The 20,429-nt window shown below is 38.7% G+C and carries 15 protein-coding genes and 1 tRNA gene; 7 read left to right on the forward strand and 9 right to left on the reverse strand.

Annotated features, from left to right (window positions below):
• Nucleotides 1-12 precede the first annotated feature (12 nt).
• From FEK29_RS06885 to FEK29_RS06900, 4 genes are all read left to right on the forward strand, one after another.
• Nucleotides 13-1,551 (forward strand): RagB/SusD family nutrient uptake outer membrane protein, encoded by a 1,539-nt coding sequence (locus FEK29_RS06885; RefSeq protein ID WP_138257680.1) that lies wholly within the window; start codon nucleotides 13-15, stop codon nucleotides 1,549-1,551.
• Between the two features lie 228 nt (nucleotides 1,552-1,779).
• Nucleotides 1,780-5,202, forward strand: coding sequence for a VCBS repeat-containing protein (locus FEK29_RS06890; RefSeq protein WP_161595326.1), 3,423 nt, complete (start codon nucleotides 1,780-1,782; stop codon nucleotides 5,200-5,202).
• A gap of 110 nt (nucleotides 5,203-5,312) precedes the next feature.
• Nucleotides 5,313-8,732, forward strand: a complete 3,420-nt coding sequence (locus FEK29_RS06895; RefSeq protein WP_161595327.1) for a VCBS repeat-containing protein — start codon at nucleotides 5,313-5,315, stop codon at nucleotides 8,730-8,732.
• A 183-nt stretch (nucleotides 8,733-8,915) separates the two neighbouring features.
• Complete coding sequence (locus tag FEK29_RS06900; protein WP_138257683.1) at nucleotides 8,916-10,019, forward strand: acyltransferase family protein; 1,104 nt, start codon at nucleotides 8,916-8,918, stop codon at nucleotides 10,017-10,019.
• 336 nt (nucleotides 10,020-10,355) lie between these two features.
• Here FEK29_RS06900 and FEK29_RS06905 read toward each other — a convergent pair whose 3' ends face one another.
• From FEK29_RS06905 to FEK29_RS06915, 3 genes are all read right to left on the reverse strand, one after another.
• The gene (locus tag FEK29_RS06905) at nucleotides 10,356-11,702 is read right to left on the reverse strand and encodes a Gfo/Idh/MocA family protein (protein WP_138257684.1); all 1,347 of its coding nucleotides are present in this window, start codon (nucleotides 11,700-11,702) and stop codon (nucleotides 10,356-10,358) included.
• Between the two features lie 23 nt (nucleotides 11,703-11,725).
• On the reverse strand, nucleotides 11,726-12,703 hold the full coding sequence (locus FEK29_RS06910) for a formylglycine-generating enzyme family protein (protein WP_138257685.1): 978 nt from the start codon (nucleotides 12,701-12,703) through the stop codon (nucleotides 11,726-11,728).
• 163 nt (nucleotides 12,704-12,866) lie between these two features.
• Nucleotides 12,867-13,961 (reverse strand): amidohydrolase family protein, encoded by a 1,095-nt coding sequence (locus FEK29_RS06915; RefSeq protein WP_138257686.1) that lies wholly within the window; start codon nucleotides 13,959-13,961, stop codon nucleotides 12,867-12,869.
• Nucleotides 13,962-14,765: 804 nt separating this feature from the next.
• Between FEK29_RS06915 and FEK29_RS06920 the strand changes: the two genes are divergently transcribed.
• Nucleotides 14,766-15,698 carry a nitrilase family protein gene (locus FEK29_RS06920; protein WP_138257687.1) on the forward strand — a complete coding sequence of 311 codons (933 nt, stop codon included), beginning with the start codon at nucleotides 14,766-14,768 and terminating at the stop codon, nucleotides 15,696-15,698.
• 438 nt (nucleotides 15,699-16,136) lie between these two features.
• Here the strand turns inward: FEK29_RS06920 and FEK29_RS06925 are convergent, their stop codons facing one another.
• The 4 genes from FEK29_RS06925 to FEK29_RS06935 form a co-directional block, all read right to left on the reverse strand.
• Nucleotides 16,137-16,310: a tyrosine-type recombinase/integrase gene (locus FEK29_RS06925; protein WP_138257688.1), complete on the reverse strand. Its 174-nt coding sequence runs from the start codon at nucleotides 16,308-16,310 to the stop codon at nucleotides 16,137-16,139.
• Nucleotides 16,311-16,619: 309 nt separating this feature from the next.
• Complete coding sequence (locus FEK29_RS17920; protein ID WP_161595328.1) at nucleotides 16,620-16,883, reverse strand: phage integrase SAM-like domain-containing protein; 264 nt, start codon at nucleotides 16,881-16,883, stop codon at nucleotides 16,620-16,622.
• A complete protein-coding gene (locus FEK29_RS18025; protein WP_162515452.1) occupies nucleotides 16,856-17,104 on the reverse strand; it encodes a hypothetical protein in 249 nt (82 codons plus the stop codon). Before FEK29_RS18025 ends, FEK29_RS17920 begins: the two co-directional genes overlap by 28 nt.
• A gap of 496 nt (nucleotides 17,105-17,600) precedes the next feature.
• Nucleotides 17,601-17,673, reverse strand: a tRNA-Lys gene (locus FEK29_RS06935).
• Nucleotides 17,674-17,811: 138 nt separating this feature from the next.
• Here FEK29_RS06935 and FEK29_RS06940 point away from each other — a divergent pair.
• Nucleotides 17,812-18,327: a shikimate kinase gene (locus FEK29_RS06940; RefSeq protein WP_138257690.1), complete on the forward strand. Its 516-nt coding sequence runs from the start codon at nucleotides 17,812-17,814 to the stop codon at nucleotides 18,325-18,327.
• Here FEK29_RS06940 and FEK29_RS06945 read toward each other — a convergent pair.
• Nucleotides 18,319-18,816: a phosphoribosyltransferase domain-containing protein gene (locus tag FEK29_RS06945; protein ID WP_138257691.1), complete on the reverse strand. Its 498-nt coding sequence runs from the start codon at nucleotides 18,814-18,816 to the stop codon at nucleotides 18,319-18,321. The genes FEK29_RS06940 and FEK29_RS06945 overlap by 9 nt on opposite strands.
• Nucleotides 18,817-19,000: 184 nt before the next feature.
• Nucleotides 19,001-19,384, reverse strand: a complete 384-nt coding sequence (locus tag FEK29_RS06950) for an RNA-binding S4 domain-containing protein (protein ID WP_138257692.1) — start codon at nucleotides 19,382-19,384, stop codon at nucleotides 19,001-19,003.
• 76 nt (nucleotides 19,385-19,460) lie between these two features.
• On the opposite strand from FEK29_RS06950, the gene FEK29_RS06955 reads away from it, so the two are divergent.
• Entirely contained in the window at nucleotides 19,461-20,414 is a 954-nt protein-coding gene (locus FEK29_RS06955) for an FKBP-type peptidyl-prolyl cis-trans isomerase (protein ID WP_138257693.1), read from the forward strand.
• Nucleotides 20,415-20,429: the final 15 nt, after the last annotated feature.

Genomic DNA, 20,429 nt, shown 5'->3' on the forward strand with positions numbered 1-20,429 from the left:
AATATAACTATTATGAAAAAAATAAATCAATTTATAGTGGCCGTTTGCTCTTTGGGAATTCTGTTCTCATGTAGCGACCAATTAGATTTGCAGCCCTTGGATAGGTTGACTACTGATACCTTTTACAAATCTAGGGCCGACTTTGATGGAGCTATCTTTGCTTCTTATTCTTCCATACAGGATTTTTGGGGAACGAGTACAGAAACATTATCGGAAAGAGGTGAGTTTTGGAAAATAAGTGTGGCAATTACGGATGATATTTCTGCTAATGAAGCCACAGCGGACCAAATAACGAGGGATGTGGACCAGCTTCTAATTAGAGCTTCAGATCGTCCATATGCTGCGGTATACACGCAAATTTATGAGGGTATTTACCGAGCGAATCTAGTATTGGAACGTTTGGATGCTGAAAATGACCTTACGGATGAAGATAAGACCGTATTGGCAGCTGAAGCAAGATTTCTACGGGCTTGGTTCCATTTCCAAGCAATGAAATTGTTTGGCACTCCACCACTGGCTATGGAAATTATACCCGGTATAAATGATCAGGCTTTGCCAAATGCCTCAAGAGATGAATTATTTACGGCCATTTTAGCCGATTTCGCAGCAGCGGAGGCCGGTTTACCAGATGTCTGGGACAGTGGTAATACAGGTAGGGCAACCTCTTGGGCGGCCACTTCTTATATTGGTAAGGTAAATGTTTGGAAAGAAGATTGGCCTGCAGCAATTACCGCACTGGGCAACGTGGTTAATAATGGGCCTTACATGTTGATGCCCAATTATGAGGACAATTTCAATTTTGATACGGAAAATAATGCGGAGTCCATCTTTGAAATCCAGTTTGGCGGTCCATTCTCCGATGATAATATCTGGGTGTTTGATGATACCCACTCAGAAGATTTTAAGGCATCCCAGGGTATAGCAAGATCTTATTATTGGGATGCTGGTGGTAATGGTGTGCCAGGTGGTAAAAATGGATGGTTTGCTCCAACACAAGACCTATTAAATTCTTACGAACCAGGTGATTTGCGTCTGCCTTTTGTTTTATATCAAGATGGTGATATGTACTATAGTTATGATGGTGGTGGCCAAATTGAGTTACCCTATGACCCAACATGGTCCTCAACAGGATTGACTTCTAGTAAATATCAAGGAGCGCACAACACGGTTCCTGGAAACCGTTCTCCCAATGGTCAGTCTGAATTTAATAACGAGCGTTGGTTCAGGTTTGCTGAGCTTAAGCTACTTTATGCGGAAGCATTGATTAGAGGAGGAGGCGATGTTGGTGTCGCATTCGATCAGATAGACGATATTAGGGATAGGGCAGGTTTAGGTCCGGTAGATAGAACATCCGATCCATTAACGGCCATGATACAGGAAAAGCGAGTAGAATTGGCTATGGAACCCCATAGATGGTTTGATATTACAAGATGGGGAATTGGATCTGACATATTTGGAGCGGATTGGAATGATCGTTTAAACGTGTTTCCTTTCCCATTGACTGAAATAGAGCGTTCAAACGGTTTATTGCAACAAAATCCAGGGTACTAATCCTTGAATAGAATTCTATTTTATGTTCTAAATATAAGTTGTGTTAGTTATTTTAATTTGGCAATCCAATCTAGACTATTTAGATTGGATTGTTTTGTATAGGAACAACCAATTGTATCTATGATCAGCCTCCCAAGAAATTTGTATAGAAGCATAAAAAAAAATAGCTTATCCCTGTTATTGTTACTCATATGTTTAGGATGTGATAAAACCACAACTTTATTCAAGGTGAGGACACCTCAAGAAACAGGTGTTCATTTCTCAAATCAACTGGTTTTATCGGATGAGTTGACAGTTCTGGATTTTGAGTACATGTATAATGGTGCGGGAGTTGCGATTGCTGATTTTGATTTGGATGGCTTACAGGATATTTACTTTACCGCCAACATGTCCAGTAATACCTTATATAGAAATTTGGGCAATTGGAAATTTGAGGATATTACGGTTTCCTCAAATACGGGAACAAAAAATTGGTCAAATGGAGTAGCTATAGTAGATATAAACCAAGACTCCTACCCAGATATCTACGTTAGCAGGGGAGGACCGCGTGGAGCCACGGAAGAAGAGAAGGCAAATTTACTGTTTATAAATAATGGGGTTAAGGACCATGGTTTGACTTTTACGGAATCTGCTGAAGAGTGGGGTTTGAACGATGATGCATATTCCGTACAAGCAGCTTTTTTTGACTATGATTTGGATGGTGATTTGGATATGTACTTGTTAAATAATGCATTGGTGGATTTTAACAGGAACACGGCACGGCCATTGGAAAAAACGGGTAAGGCCCCTTCAATGGACAAGCTTTTCAGGAATAACGGAAATAATACTTTCACGGATGTGTCCAAAGAGTCCAATATATTAATTGAAGGATTTGGTCTTGGTGTGGAAATATTCGATTTTAATTCGGATGGATGGCCCGATATTTATATCTCCAATGATTTTCTTACTCCTGATATTCTTTATATCAACCAAAAAGATGGAACCTTTGAAAATGAAATAAGCCAATATTTTGAACATTTAACCTTTAACGGTATGGGCAATGATATAGCGGATATCAATAATGATGGTCTCATGGACGTCGTTGTACTCGATATGTTGCCAGAGGAGAATAATCGCTTCAAACTTACCATGGTGGGGAATAAGTTTGATCAGTTTTATATGGGACTATCCTATGGATACGAACCCCAATATATTAGAAATACATTACAGTTGAATAATGGAAACGGAACATTCAGTGAAGTAGGGCAAATGTTGGGTATATCTGCTACAGAATGGAGCTGGAGTCCACTAATTGCGGATTTTGATCAGGATGGCTTCAGGGACCTTTATATTACCAATGGTTATAGGCAAGATGTTACCAATTTAGACTTTATGGACTATGGTAACACCATACTTACCATGGGTACGGAAGAAGCTAATAGAAAAGCAAGAATAGAGGAATTGAATAAGCTTCCGGAGGTAAAGCTCAAAAACTATTTTTATAGAAATACCGGTGAATTAGGATTTGAAAATAGAACGGAAAAGGCTGGTTTTAACCAACTCACGTATTCCAATGGTTCGGCATATGCTGACTTGGATAATGACGGGGATTTAGATTTGGTAATTAACAATATTGATGATCCCGCAGGATTATATGAAAATCAGAGTGACCAAAACCCAGCAAGAAAGTATATTAAGTTTAATTTCAGTGGAACCTCTAAAAATAAGGATGGCCTTGGAGCCCAAGTTGAAATTAGGTACGATGAAAAAAAGCAAATTGGGTATAATACGCCCTACAGGGGCTATCTTTCCTCTGTGGAGTCCGGAATTCATTTCGGGCTAGGTGATGTTAGCCAGATAGATACCGTACTTGTTACCTGGCCCGATGGCAGGAAACAATTAATAGAGGGTATTGTTACCAACCAAGATTATGTGCTGGATTACAATAACGCATCAGAATGGAATCCAAGTAAGTTGGGAACGAATCGCAAGGCTTCTCTTGTGTTCCATTCTAAAGACACTACACTGATTCAATTTAATCATCAAGAAGATAATTTCGTGGACTATAAGGTTCAGGCTTTATTACCCCACATGCATTCCAGAAACGGTCCAGGACTTGCCGTAGCGGATATTAATGGAGACGGATTGGAAGATTTATATGTGGGCGGTGCTGCAGGACAATCTGGTGCCTTAATGATACAACAGGAAGATAGGAAATTTGCCAAAATGGATTTTCAGGACCCCGAATTCGAGGATATGGGTGCCTTGTTCTTTGATGCAGATAACGATGGAGATCAGGATTTATATGTGGTCAGTGGAGGCACCAGTTTTGCCAAGGACAATGAACTTTATCAAGATCGTTTCTATGAAAATGACGGAAAAGGTACTTTTATAAGAAAGGATTTATTACCCAAATTTACAACAAGTGGGGCTGTGGTATCCTCTATAGATTATGATCGGGACGGGTTGATGGATCTTTTTGTGGGGGGGAGAATCATTCCAGGGGAATATCCCCTTGTTCCAAGAAGTATGCTTCTCAAAAACAATAGCAAAAATGGGAAAATAGCATTTGTGGAAGATGTACGTAACACCCAACTGGCAAATTTGGGAATGGTAACGGCCGCACTTTGGACCGATTTTAATAACGACAATTGGCCTGATCTGATTGTTGTGGGGGAATTTATGCCCATACGTATCTTTGAGAATACAAAAGGGGTTTTAAACGAAATACATGACGTTGCGAGTCTTAAAAATAGTCATGGTTGGTGGAACAGTATAAGTTCTGGGGATTTTGATGCGGATGGCGATATGGACTATATTCTTGGAAACTTCGGACTGAATAATCGCTACGTGGTAAATCCAAAGGAACCGCTTCGTATTTATGCCAAGGATTTTGATAAAAATGGACAGATAGACCCAATCATGAGCCATTATATTAAGGGAGAACAATATGTTTCCCACACAAGGAACGACCTAATCAAGCAAATTAGTGCAATGAGAGCGAGGTTTAGGACCTACTCTAATTATGCCGAAGCAACTTTCAGGGAATCTTTTCTGGAAGAGGAACTGGAGGGCGCTTATATTGTAAAGAGTGAAACATTTGCTAATAGTTATCTAGAGAATTTGGGGAATGGTTCATTTAGGTTATTCCCATTACCCAAAATGGCGCAAACTGCTCCCATGTATGGTACCCTAGTGGGAGACTACAACAATGATGGGCATTTGGATGTACTCGCTGTTGGTAATTTTTATAGTGGCGAGGTATTTTCTGGACAATATGATGCTTCCATTGGATGGTTTTTATCGGGGGATGGTACGGGAAATTTTATGCCAATTGAATCTAAAGAAAGTGGTTTTTTAGTAAAAGGAGATGCCAAGTCATTGATAAATCTCCGAAACGGCGACAAGGAGCTTATAGTCGCAGGGATCAATAACGGTCCTGTTACTGTTTTGGAATTTGAGGGCCTGTCAACTAACATCTATCACCCCAAAAACAATGAGGTTGCCGCCAAAATAAAATATCCGGATGGTTCGGTTCAAAGATTCGAATTCCAGCGTTCCACTGGATATTTGTCGCAGCCCAGCAGGGCTTTTTCAATCCCAAGGACCGCAACTTCGGTAATTATAATTGATAATCAGGGTAACGAACAAGAAATAGGACCAGTTCAATGAAAAGGAGTTATGCATCGCTTGTTCTACTAATAGGAATTTTTTCCATTGTTTTTTCCTGTGCTCCCAGAGAACCTACACTGTTTAGACTTTTATCCCCAAAAGATACCGGTTTGGAATTTGAAAATACGATCGTTGAGAATGACAGCGTCAATGTGTTTCAATTCATGAACATATATACTGGAGCCGGGGTAACGGTAGGCGATATTAACAATGATGGACTACCTGATATTTATTTTAGCGGCAATATGGTATCCGGGCGGCTCTTTTTGAACAAAGGGGGGCTAAAGTTTGAGGATATCAGCGATACCGCAGGAATTTTGAATTCCAGTTGGGGTACCGGGGTTACCATGGTTGACATCAATCAAGATGGATGGTTGGATATCTACGTATGTGTATCGGGAGGGGCTAAAAAATCGGAACGGGCAAATTTGTTGTATATCAATAAAGGGGATTTAACTTTTGAGGAAAAGGCAGCGGAATATGGACTTGCGGATACCAGACAATCCATGCACGCTGCATTCTTTGATTACGATAAGGACCAAGATCTGGATATGTATCTATTGGTCAATCCTGCGGCCTACGAACATAGCGTTAACGTAAGTCAGCCAAGAAAGTTGAACGGGGAGTCAATCAGTAATGATCGGCTGTACCGTAACGAGGGAAATGGCACCTTCAAAGATGTGACCATAGATGCCGGAATCCTTACGGAAGGTTATGGCCTTGGAATTGCGATTTCGGATATCAATAATGATAGTTGGCCGGACATTTACATATCCAATGACTTTATTGGTAGTGATATTCTATATATTAATCAGAAAGACGGGACTTTTAAAAATAAACTCAGCGAATACATTAACCACACCTCCTATGCGGGTATGGGCAATGATATGGCCGATATTAACAATGATGGGAAGACCGATATCATGGTGTTGGATATGAGGCCTGAAGACAATAAAAGGCAAAAATTGATTATATCATCCACTGGATATGATAGGTTCCAATTGATGCTGAATGCCGGGTATGATCCACAGTATAGTCGCAATACCTTGCAACTCAATAGGGGACTGGGTGAGTTCAGTGAAATCGGTTTCATGTCGGGGGTCAGTAGTACAGATTGGAGTTGGAGCCCACTTTTTGCGGATTATGACAACGATGGATTCAAGGACCTTTATGTAACTAATGGGTTTCTAAGGGATCTTGGAAACTTGGATTATATCAATTATCAAAATATCTATGACAATCCATTGGGTGATTACAATACCAAGCTTCGAAAAAAACTTGAATCCATACGCAATTTGCCAGCCGCCAAATTAAATAATTATGCCTATAGAAATAGGGGTGATGTTACTTTTGAAAATGTAACGCAAGCTTGGGGCATTGATACGCCCAGCTGCTCTAATGGAGCCGCTTATGCCGATTTGGATAATGACGGAGATCTGGATTTAATTGTGAACAATGTCAATCAGCCGGCCTTTTTATTTGAGAATACGAATAATGAAACCGGCAGTGGAAATTATTTGCGTATACAGCTTAAGGGTCAGAAAGGCAATCTGGATGGTTTGGGCGCCACTATTCAAATTACCACCGATAGCATCACCCAATACTATGAACAATATCTTAGTAGAGGATACGAATCTGCCGTTGACCGCACTGTACATTTTGGTCTTGGAAAATTCACCTCCATTGATTCTCTCAAAATTACCTGGCCAGACGAAAGGGTACAGATACTTACCAATATAAAGGCCAATCAGTTGTTGACTTTAAACCAGTCATTGGCAAAGAGTATGGGGTCTTCAATGGTTGGTCGTATTAATGAACCCTTGTTCACGAATGTTACCGATTCCTTGAAGATATCCTATATCCATCAGGAAGACCCCATGGTAGATTTTAAGATACAATCTATATTACCCCATATGCACTCTCGAAATGGCCCTGGAATCGCTGTAGGCGATGTCAACAATGACGGCATGGATGATTTCTATATTGGAGGTGCGGCAGGATTTTCAGGTAGGTTATTCTTACAAAGTCCAATGGGGCAATTTAGCGAAGGTGCTTTTTTCCCTGAGCCTAATTTTGAGGATATGGGTGCTCTTTTCTTTGATGCGGATGGGGATCAAGACTTGGATTTGTACGTGGTAAGTGGAGGTGTTTCATTGGAGATTGACAGTACACTTTACCAAGATCGATTATACGTTAATGATGGCACGGGCAATTTTACGCGTTTAATGGATTTCCCCGAGGTAAACTCCAGTGGTTCGGTGGTTACAGCTTCGGATTATGATCAGGATGGCGATCTAGATCTATTTATAGGAGGAAGGGTTAACCCAGGTGCCTATCCAACGCCCGTAAAAAGTTATCTTCTCGAAAATGTCTTGGACCCGATAACAGGAAAAATAGGATTTAAGGATATTAGTGCTTCCATAGATAATTGGGATAAACTTACAATGGTTACATCGGCCTTATGGACGGATTATGACAATGATGGCTGGAAAGATCTTATGGTAGTTGGTGAGTTTATGCCCATCACCCTTTTTCATAACTATCAAGGGAAATTAGTCTATAAGGCCCCAGAAACGGCCGGCTTATTGAATACAAGTGGATGGTGGAACAGCTTGGCAGGTGCTGATTTTGACAATGATGGCGATATCGATTATCTCGTGGGTAATCTCGGTCTAAATAATCGTTATAATGTCTCAAAAGACACACCTGTTTCTATTTATGCCAAGGATTTTGATAAAAATGGGAAAATCGATCCCGTAATGAGCTATTATACGGAAGGAGATGAATATATAGTACACACTCGAGATGAGATAATTGGTCAAATCAGTGCCATGAGAGCCCGCTTTCAATCGTATGAATCCTATTCGGATGTTACCTTCCAAAAGGCCTTTCTGCCTGAAGAGATAGAAGGTAGTTACATATTACGTAGCCAACTTTTTGAAAGTTCATTTTTGGAAAATTTAGGAAACGGGGAATTTTCAATTGGTGCGCTACCTAAAATCTGTCAGATGGGTCCAATTGAAGGTGTTCTTGTGGAAGATTTTGATGGTGATGGGAACTTGGATGCACTATTAACAGGTAATTCATATACAACGGAAGTTTCTATTGGGAGGTATGATGCTATAAAGGGTATAGTTCTTAAAGGAGGTGGTAATGGCCAATTCTCGTCCATACCGATAGAGAAAAGTGGTTTTTTGAATGATTGGGATGCCAGTGCATTATCAAAATTAACAACTGTTGATGGTGGTATGTACATACTCGTAGCCAATAATGACGCAGCTTTAAAAATATTTGAACTAAATAATAACCATAAGGGCCCGGACCGTTCTATTAAAGTTCCTGCCAATGGGGTCAGTGCCGAAATTTTTCTAATAGATGGAACAAGCTACAAACGTGAGTTTTATTACGGTGAGGGCTACTTGTCACAAAATAGCAGAAGTATCCTTTTAAATGAAAATATTCAGACCATCAGATTGAAGGATAACCAGGGCAATATTAGAATTGTTTATGATAAGGATTCATTACAGTAAAGAATTTCCAGGACTTTTCATTGCAATAAAAACCTATTAGGGAACTCAAATCAATATGCTTCTAAATTTTTCCGAATAGCCCATGAGCACAATACAGAATAGCATACGGAATATCACTTCTTTAGCATTTTCAACAATGCTTTCCAATAGTTAAAATGATAACCAACCAATAAATAATCAAACATGGAAGTATCAAATCAAAAATTATCCAATCGTCTATTCTCATTAGATGTCTTTAGGGGCTTCACCATGTTCTTGCTCATTGCTGAAGCAGCCGGTTTCCATCACAATTTTTATGATTTTGCAAAGGGTACCTTCCTAGAGCCGCTGGCATTGCAATTACACCACCATCCCTGGCACGGGCTACGTTTTTGGGATTTGATTCAACCGTTTTTTATGTTCATTGTGGGTGTGGCCATGCCATTTTCTTTGCGGAAAAGACTTGCAACCGCCTCAAAGGGCGACGTAACCAAACACATACTTAAAAGATGTTTTCTTTTGTTTTTATTCGGTGTTTTACTTCATTGTGTCTACAGTCATGCCTTGGTCTGGGAATTATGGAACGTATTGGTTCAACTCGCCTTTACGATATTGATTGCTTATGCAATCATGAACCTATCCCATAAATATCAGCTTTTAATATCTATAGGGCTACTTGTTCTTACAGAACTGTTATATAGAATGTATGACTTCCAGAACCCGTATAATAATGGGGAGAGTTTTGGATCCTTTATGGATATGGTTTTTATGGGTAAAATCAATAAGGGCGGTTGGGTCACCATTAATTTCATACCTACCGCAGCTCATACTATCTGGGGTGTAGTTTGTGGACAGGTATTGCTATCAAGAAGTAAGGAAAAGGAAAAAATAAAAATGTTTTTGATTGGTGGTTTGGTTTTATTTCTAGGTGGCTACTTATTGGATTTAACTGGTATCACCCCTATTGTAAAAAGAATCGCTACAACTTCCTTTACCCTAGTTTCAGGTGGATATACCCTTTTGGCCTTGACCTTGTTCTATTGGTTTATAGACGTACGCAAGAATCATAAAAAGTGGTTACAGGTTTTTTCCGTTGTAGGTACCAATTCTATTTTCATTTACCTGTTTTCCGAAACAGTGGGCATACAATGGTTTAGAGGTTTCGGGCTAATTTTTACCCAAGGTATTTTTGGAACACTCAATTTCCCTGAAGACCTAATACTTGTCTTAAATGCCCTTTTTGTGCTTTTCATTTTCTGGTACATAACCTACTTTTTAAATAAACACAAGATTTATTTTAAGATTTGACCTTGTAGTTTTTAAAAGTTTGGTGGACCAAGTATATTCACGTTTTTAATTGGTAGAAAGGCTATCTTAAAAAGAGAACCTTGGGACATTTAGTTTGTTGGTCGGAAAGCTATTAGAACCCTTTGCTGCTTACTGGTTTTGTCACACATTTAAGCAAAAAAACCCATGAAGTACTTTCATAGGTTTTTTTTCGGTTTATTGGTTATTTTCTGTCTATACTAGGGAGTCTGTAAATTGATACTATAAATCAACTTTAAAACATTTTAAAACTATTGATCGATTTTTAATCTGTTGTGACTTAAAGCTATAAATATCGGACTCAATATTAATATTTTTCTACATCAAAACTTCTGTTACTCCTGGAGTGGGAATCGGGTAATACCCATCCGGTCCAGGTATGCTTGGTGGGGTTGAATCCCATGTAATCTCACTAGGCATTAGTAACTTGTCCGATGCCAGTGCATCGTCCCAAGAAATTACCTTTCCGGAGTACGTTGCCATACGTCCCATGATTGCTGTCATCGTACTTTTTGCACCGTTTTCGGCATCATTTATAACCTCATTGTTTCGAATGGCGGCAAAAAGGCGGTCATGCTCTACTTGATATGGGTTTGGGTCATTTCGGTTACGATAGTCGAACAGCTTTGCCCCGTCTAAACCGGTTATACTTGCAGCCCCGGCATCGTTCATTTCGATATTGCCCTTTGTACCCTGAAAATTCTCGCCTACCTTGGACCAAGTACCGGGCTGGTGTCGACATTGACTGGCGATGACCGCTCCACTGGGATAGGTAAACTCCACAAAATGGTGGTCAAAAATCTCGCCATGGTCCTTACCTGTTCGTACCAGTCTGCCCCCCATTCCTTGTGCGGATATTGGATACTCACCAATAAACCAGTTGGCCACATCAATATTATGTATATGTTGCTCCAAAATATGGTCTCCGCAGAGCCAGTTGAAATAATACCAATTTCGCATTTGGTATTCCAATTCTGTTTGTCCTTCTTGACGTGGTCTTACCCAAACCCCGGCACTGTTCCAATAGACCTGGCCAGAAACTATCTTGCCCACGGTACCTTCCTTTATTTTGTCGGCAATGGCCAAATAGTTGTTCTGGTAATGTCGCTGCAGTCCTACCACGACGTTCAATTTTTTTTCTTTGGCAACCTTGGCCATTTCCAATACCTTACGGATTCCAGGTGCATCTACGGCTACCGGTTTTTCCATGAATACATGTTTTCCCGCATTTACGGCATATTCAAAGTGGTAGGGCCTGAAACCAGGTGTTGTTGCCAAAATGACCACGTCAGCCATGTCTATGGCCTTTTTATAGGCATCGAGACCCACAAACTTATGGGCATTCTTAACATTCACTTTTTTGGTTCCTTCAAATTCTTTCTGAAGGTTCATCAGGCTATTCTCTAACTGGTCTTCAAATGCGTCGGCCATAGCCACCAATTCTATATTTTCGTCGGCCTTTAAGGCTTGGTTGGCAGCACCGGTACCTCGTCCCCCACAACCGACAACGGCAAGTTTTAATTTCTTATCATTTAATATGTTTGCCATAGCACTCATTTCCAATCCGGGTAGGAGCATGCCTGCCCCCACCAGTGCTGTGTTTTTACAAAATCCTCTTCTGGAGGAGTTTGTCCTTACTTCGGATTTTTTTTTTGAACTTCTCATGAATCAATTATTTAATTTATGGGCTATTGACCCCAATAGTGATTTATTTCATTTTCATTAGGTACTTTAGGATCACGAACAATACGGAAGCCTACAAAAGGGGCGTCCGTATTCCACCATTTGCTTTTAGGAAATTGAGGGTCCCTCATTTTCCAATTTTCATTGGATCCAAGTCTTGCCGCACTTCTTAGATATTCTGCATCATCATTATATGAGCCTCCTCGTACCGAGATTGGGTAGGTTTTTTTGGCTATTTCAAATGGTGATACTGTGCTGTTTTTCCTCTCTTTATAAGCATCGGGTATATATTGGTCCAAGGTCCATTCCGCAACGTTGCCATACATGTCGAAAAGTCCCCATGGATTTGGGCTTTTCTGCCCAACTTGGTGATACGTGTCCTCGCTGTTTGCATAGAACCATGCAAAATCATCCAATATTTTAGGGTCATCACCAAAATGATACGCGGTTGACGTGCCGGCCCGGGCGCAGTATTCCCATTCGGCTTCTGTGGGCAATCTATAAAAATGTCCGGTCTTCGCCGATAGCCATTTACAGAACTGCGTTGCTGCATATCGGGTAACATTGCCAACAGGCAAACCTTCACTGGTTCCCATGCCTAAACTCATATCTACATAGGGAATGGTCGCCCCGGAAATTGCATCAATATCGATATCAATGTCTCTGTTAGTGACAGGGTTCTCTGAATCATCAATGGCTCGATTAACAAAAAGATTGTATACCTCCCACGTAATTTCATATTTCGAAATCCAAAATGAGTTCAGTGTTACTTCATGGACCGGCCCTTCATCCAAATTGCGGTGATTCTCTGAAGTGGGACTCCCCATATTAAAACTTCCCGATGGTATCGCAATCATTTCAATGTTCAATTTGGAACCTCCAATATTCTGGGTGAAATCCTTTAAGTTTTCATTTTGTGAAAATGCTGAAGTCAATCCCATCAATATGAATAAAAACAGGGGAAGTCGGTCAATTAAATGCATGGATAAAAAATACAATTTTATAAATCAATTATTCAAGTTACCTGAAATTCCTGAAACGACACCGAAATGTAATATTCGAAATTTGGATGTTTTAGGAAGGTTTGTGGTGCTAGGGGTGCAATGCTTCATTTATATTTTTTGGTAAGGCCTAGGGATAGTGGCCTTACTTGAGTTCTAACAATTTCTTTGCATTGACCACATATATTTTATCGAGCACTTCTTTCGGTAAGGAAAGACCGACATTGGACTGCCCTCTTATTGATACCGAATCTGAAGTGCTTAAATAGGTATGCAACAAATCATAATCCGCTGCTAAGTCCTCTTTTTCCTTAGTTAGTTCCTCGGCATTTAAGTCTAGCTGATCTGAATTGTTTCCAAAGTCGGTACCAAAGAGGATACGATCTTGATATTTTTCCATAAATGCCCTTACTTTTTTAGAATCTTGCGTGGCAAGATCCCCAAATCTAGCAGCTAATTCTACCTTAATGTTCGGATAGTTTTCTAACCGTTCCGCAACCATATCGACATCATGGGACATACTTCCTACATGGGCACATAGGATTTGTAAATCGGGATTTTTCGAAATCCAATTGTCCCTTGCGGCTATAATGGTCTCATACGAGGGAATCTTTGGGAAATTATAGGCATGATACTCTGGATGATCGCTATAATATCCATAATGGGGGCTATTGGGATTTAGGGGTCTCCATGCTTGTATGGGCTCTGCAATATGTGCCATTACCGGTATTTTCTGTTCTTTCAGAAAATCCCAAATAGGCTGAAGCCTGGGATCATCTATTTGAATATACTTGCCCGAATTGTCCTTTGTGACCATTCCAAAATTTTTCCAGACCTTCACCATTCGCGCACCTTGGGCAATTTCCCTTTTGAGGCGATTTATTTCTCTTTGGGCGAAATCTGGCTCATCGATTCCCAAGCCCATTAAAGAGGAACATAGCCAAAAAAGATCCGGGTGTTTCTCCGCTAAGGCCACATATTCGTTCCAACTGCGTTCAACTTTGGTAGAGTCTGTAGCGTTATGCTTTGCAACATCCACCAAAATCGTTTTCAGCTTACGATTCTTCATGAAATCAATAAAATAATCACGGTCTTTTTGAAAATGGGAGTGAACATCGATTATTTCAAGCTCATCGCTTTTAGTAGTAACATCTACATCACTTGTAATTTCCTTATTGGTCATCTTCTGTTTACAGGAAACAAAGGAAAACATAATGAAAAGAAAGAATAAATATCTCATTTTATATAATTAGTAAGTTAATTTGTTTTTTTCGAAATTAAATATAAGTTATTTTTTTTATTTTAAGTTGGTTTAACACGAATTCTTTCTCTTTTTAAATCGTCCTCGTTTTTTTGCAAAACTAATTTTTATTCACAGTCTCAATTAGTCGATGAAGAGCTTATTTTTATAATTCAACACTTTATAACATTGTTAATTCTTGAAATTATTCCAAAAAACAATATCCATTCCTGGAAGTTTGACCTAATCCGGCAATTCCAGCTGGGTTTGAATAGTTGCACTATTTTTTTAAAGACTAGGCCTTTACTGATTATGGATGGAAAAGGAACGAAATGAAATCGTTAAATTCTTTATTCGTACTAAATGAAAATCAAGATGCGCGCTCTCCATTTTTGATAAAGCTTAATATTTAATAGGATATGATCTGGTATTTTTTTGATCAATTGTAGAAAACCTAAAGGAAATGATAAGTGCTAGTATTTCCGCAAACTCGAATTTTACCTTTTTACGAAGAAGTACTATTTACCGGATGTTTGATTTATGAAATAGTTGAAGGCTACCTTTTTTAATAAGTTAGCTTACCAAAGAAGTATATTTTATAATAAAATTCTTCGAATTAAAGGGACGCATTCATTGCTTCGCTAAATTTGGAGAATTCTTTATTTAACTATTTTAGATGAAATTTTGTGTATAAAATAAGGCTTTTATGAAGGTAAACAGTGAAGTGATTGGAAATCATAAACAACTTACAGTAGTAAAATTTTATATAAAGGAATAAATTTAAAATAGAAAATACTTTCAACTATGAACGTTTCAGTGGCTCAATTTCAACCTAAAGACGGTGACAAAGTATATAACCTGTCGATAATTCGAGAGCTTTCGGAAAGAGCCAAATCTAACGGAGCGGACTTAATCAGTTTTCACGAAATGTCGATTACTGGCTACACATTCACAAAGGACTTAAATTTTGCACAAATTACTGAGTTGGCAGAGGAAGTGCCGCACGGAAAAAGTGTTCAGAAATTAATTCAAATTTCCAAGGAATTGGAAATTCCAATTTTAGCAGGTCTCGTGGAAAAATCAGATGGAAAATTATTTAATTCTTATATCTGCGTAACCGGAGACGGATTAGTTGCCAAATACCGGAAAATACACCCTTTTATAAGCCAATACCTCTCTGCGGGTGACGAATATTGTGTATTCGAATTACTCGGTTGGAAATGTGGAATTTTAATTTGCTATGACAACAACGTTATTGAAAATGTTCGGGCAACAAGTCTTTTGGGAGCAGAATTGATTTTTGCACCCCATGTTACAGGATGTACACCGTCTGCAATGCCACACAGAGATTATGTAGCGGATAAATATTGGCAGAATCGTGAAAATGACCCTGTTTCATTACGAATCGAATTTGATGGACCAAAAGGTAGACGTTGGTTAATGCGATGGCTACCTGCAAGGGCATACGACAATGGAGTTTATTATGCCTTTACAAATCCAATCGGCTATGATGGGGAACAACTAAAAAATGGAAATTCGATGATAATAGACCCATATGGAGAAATATTATCTGAAATAAGGTCCTTTAAAGACGAAATTACAATTTCAAAAATTACAAAAGAAAAAATTCAGCAATCGGGAGGTTGGAGGTACAAAAATGCAAGAAGACCTGAACTTTACAGAGACATTATTGGTGGGGATCATAAGTCCAATACAAAGCCAACATGGATGAGGTAGTGTTTAAAAATAGTTGATTTAGAACATAAGAGTGAGGTCTAAATTGTCCCCTTAGTTTCAAGGCTTTGAAAATGTTAGCTGCCTTTAAAACCGAACTGTTTAAAAGTGACAAATGGCATCGAATTTTTTCAATTTAGCTCAAAGAGTAAATCGAAAGGACCAAAAGTTACCCGTTCTTCAAAAATAAAGGTTCCGTGTGTAATTTTAACTATATGTGGGACGACTTTCAGTATTGTCATCACTTTTCACAAAATATTAGAATCATTACGGAAATTTATTAATTAGAGCTCTTAGTAAATATTATAATTAATATTTTTAAAAAATATATAGCAACTTTTTTAACAAGAACGAAGTTCATATTCAGGTCTGTTTTTGAACAAAATTATAAGAGTAATCATTGTGAATGCTTTGCTGTTGAAATTTTTGGAAAGCTTCCAATTATTTATCCAGCTTTTGCTTAAGTACCACCATATCTTCGCTATTTTTCTTATTCATTACCCTAGCATATATTTGGGTAGTTGCCATTTTGGTATGGCCAAGGAGTTTTGAAACCGTTTCTATGGGAACACCGTTGGATAAGGTGACCGTTGTAGTGAAAGTATGCCTTGCCATGTGAAATGTCAGTTTTTTTTAAAGCCGCAGAGATCGGCAATATCCGTTAGGTAACTGTTCATTTTCTGGTTCGTTATCTTGGGCAACAATTTACAGTTAAATTTAGTTCGAGGATGATTTTCGTATTTTAATGATTTGTTCAGCATTGGTAATAATATGAATTTAAAGGGCTACCTGTTTTATTTCTATTTACCTTTTTACATTGACCACCATCAACTCCAGGCACAATACAATTTTCGTTAAGTCCATAATTTCCTCATAGGATATATCCGCATAGCAATTAAGAATAAGCAAGTCCTATAATGTAGATTACCTTTCCATGGAGGTGGTAAGTTCGATGATGCTTTGGAGTTCGTCCAATGTGAGATATTCCCGTTCTCTTTTTTCCAATTTAGGTTTAAATTTAACGAAGGGGTCCCGTTCTATCCATTCCATATGAAATGCTAGCGTAATCATTCTCCTAAGGCGCTGAATATGTTTCATTACAGCATTGTTGCCAATATTACCTTGGTAATGAACAGGTCGATAGGAACGCAAGAAGCTTTCTAGTCCCAAAATAAATTTATAGTCCAAATCTTGAAGAAATATATCATCTTTTTGATACTCATTTGATACCTAATCAAAATGTATTTTTGACTGGCTTTATAATGGTACAAAGTCTTAGGGGCCAATTTTACACCCATTTTTTCATTATGGTAATTGAATATGTCCTTTAATGAGTGGTCTTTCTTGTCCTCTCCTAAATATCTGGCCTTCACAAGTTGTTGGGTGGCGATTTTGGATTCTGATTTCATGTCTCGAAAACATTGAACGATTTCCGACTTCACTTCATCTAGATGTAAGTTGATGGTTCGGGCTTGTGTACTGTTACCTTTTACCCGCTGCCGTTTTGAATCCCAAGTTGAGATATCGACTTTTTAGTTGATGCTCAGATTGATCTTTTTTCCGTTTACGGTAATTCGGACATAAGTGTTCGATAAATTGTTTTTGTCTGCTCTTTGGCTTTAGACCCAAAAGAGTACTGAAAATGATGTAGAAGATCGCATAGTTTTCGTCTTAATCGTTAAACAATAATTGAGACGAAAGTCAAATCAACAATGCTGGTATTTTTTGTTTCCAGATGTCAATATACAACAGTGTTGACGATTATGTTGACGATTTTAAAATATGTTGACGATTTGTGAACTTTTAAAACCATATAATAACACATTGTATGAAGCGCAAAAAACAAAAAAACCTTGATAATCATTAGATTAGCAAGGTTTTGGTCTCGGATGTTATCCGTTTCAGTGACCTGGCTGGGATTCGAACCCAGGACCCTTTCATTAAAAGTGAAATGCTCTACCAACTGAGCTACCAGGTCAAAATGTAACTGCAAAGATTTCCCTTTTGCGGGTGCAAATATAAGGCCTATTATTTATTTACCAAGTCCAAATGTGCATAAATTTATTTTTTTTTGAAATCGGCTTAATTTGACGGATTTTTACAAAAAATAGCACTAGTGAAAATCATATTGATCGGTTACATGGGGAGTGGAAAGACCACCATTGGCAAAGCCTTATCCAAACAGTTGAATGTTAAATTTTTAGACCTGGACGATTATATTGAAGCCGCGGAAAAGTCGTCGATCAATGAGATTTTTAAAGACAAGGGGGAAGTCTATTTCAGAAAAAAGGAAACTGAATATCTGAAAGAGGTTTTGAATCGCAAAGAGAATGTCGTGCTATCCGTTGGAGGGGGAACACCGTGTTTTGGTGACAATATAAGGTTTATAAACGAGGCAACACCAAACTCGATTTACATTAAAACCGATTTAAATGTTTTATGTGACCGACTTATGAAGGAAAGGGATGAGAGACCCCTAATAGCCGATATTGCTCCTGAAGAGTTTCAGGAATTCATTGCAAAACACCTGTTCGAGCGTAGTTTTTTTTATAATCAAGCGCATCATAAAATCGGCAACCAATATAAATCGGTTGAAGACGTGGTACTCCAAATACGGAAGTTACTAGTCTAAATAAACCCTATTTTTTTTAGGTTCGAAGAGCACGTTTACGTGCTCCTGTAGTGATGTGGAAAGGGATATACCTTTGTAATCTGCCTTGACCGGATATTTTTTATGGTTTCTATTGACCAAAACAGCAGTCTTCAATTGTTTGAGCGGCGTTTTTAGAAAATGGTGTACTCCGTAGATTAAGGTAGTCCCCGAATTTAAAACATCGTCCACCAATACAATCGATTTGTTTGCATATGCTTCCTCGGCTAAAGAGGTGGATACACCGCTTGTTAAAGGATCTTTTTTATCCATAAGAACTGTGCAGAGGATAATTTCCGCTTCCGTTATTTTCTTTAACACGGACATGATTTTCTTGGCGAAAAGGAGTCCGCCACCCTGTATTCCGGCCACAACAATTTCCTTCTCGGAAACGTTGGCTTCATAAATTTGATAGGCGATTCGTTCAATTTTATGCTGGATCTGTTGATGGGTCAATATTTGTTGCTGCATGGCCATTCAATTCTATGAGATAAATATAGGCTTAATTTGATATTATTGTGCGCTATGCGCAAAGCGCTGAACGCATTTCGCTATTTAATAATTCTAAGTTTCAGGTTTTAAGTTCGAAGTTCCAGATTTATCTGTTCCCTATTAACTTTTCACTTTTCACTTTTCGCTTTTCATTTTAAATTTTTCACTCATCAATTTCTTCATTAGTGTCCAAATAATCATCGATTTCCCTACGGTCTTTTTTAGTAGGTCTTCCCGTTCCCTTTTTTCGATAATAGTCCTTGGAATACTGTAAAAGATTTTGATGTTCAAAGGCTTCTTTAGGGGTGGTGTCCTTTCGGTAGATATCTACCAATTTAGCGCCCACCCTGCTTTCCGGGATATCCAAAACCGTAAGTTGGTAATCGATTTGGTTTTTGCGAACGACGATTTTATCCATTGGAAAAACTTCCCTTCCCGGTTTCACCGTTTGGTCATTGATTTTAACATGACCTTTTTTACAGGCATTGGTAGCAATGTTCCTGGTTTTAAAATAACGTGTGCTCCAAAGGTACTTGTCAATACGCATGGCAAACTAAATTCTTTGTTAAGGTTTTCTACAAAAATAGGGGAAAATTGTATCTTGCACGCTTAAATTATTGCTGATGAGATTAAAAAACATAGGGGTATTTGTGCTTGTTTTTTTAATTATTTGGTCTTGTAAAAAAGACGATGATTCACCGGGGACGATAGTACCTCCACGATCAATAATAGAGGTTGCCGCCGAGAACGATGCGGAGCTACGTGAATTCTTGAGTACCCACTTTTTTAACTACGAGGATTTTCAAGATCCACTTGAAGGCTTTGATTTTAAGATACAATTTGACACAATTGCAGGGGAGAATGAAGACAAAACCTCTATTTTGAATAGTGGCTCTCTTCCCGGTGTAGAGTTCGGCATGGAAAAGATTACTGTGGCATCTGCAGGTTTTGGTGTAAGTGATGAAGAAGTTGCTGAACATACTTTTTATTATCTTATTGCAAGACAAGGAACTTCAGAAAATACCCCTACTATTGGTGATAACGTAGTATTGAGGTACGAAGGATCTCTCTTGGATGGTACCTTGTTTGATGCTTCCAGTAATCAGCCAGTTACATTCAATCTATCTGGGGTGGTACAAGGATTTGGAAACGGTGTAGAATATTTTAAATCCGGAACAGATTTGATTGTGAATGGAGATGGCACGGTATCATATTCGGATTATGGTATCGGAGCTATTTTTATCCCATCGGGGTTGGCCTATTTTAATCGTGGTTCTGGTTCATCAATACCAGCTTACGCACCATTGATTTTCAAAGTGGACATTTTTACATTCGAAGAAGATACCGATTTTGACGGGGACGGTATCCCCTCTATTTTGGAGGATATAGATGGAGATGGTAATCTTAACAACGATAATACGGATGGTGATCCATTGGCCAATCACAATGATACGGATGATGATGGAGATGGAATACCTACCAGAGAAGAAATTATATTAGATGATGAAGGAAATTTTGTGGGCTTTAAGGATAGCGATGGGGATGGTACTCCGGACCACTTGGATAGGGATTCTTAAATGATGCAACTTATT

The organism is Maribacter aurantiacus (assembly GCF_005780245.1).
In the GTDB taxonomy this organism is placed as follows: Bacteria; Bacteroidota; Bacteroidia; order Flavobacteriales; family Flavobacteriaceae; genus Maribacter; species Maribacter flavus.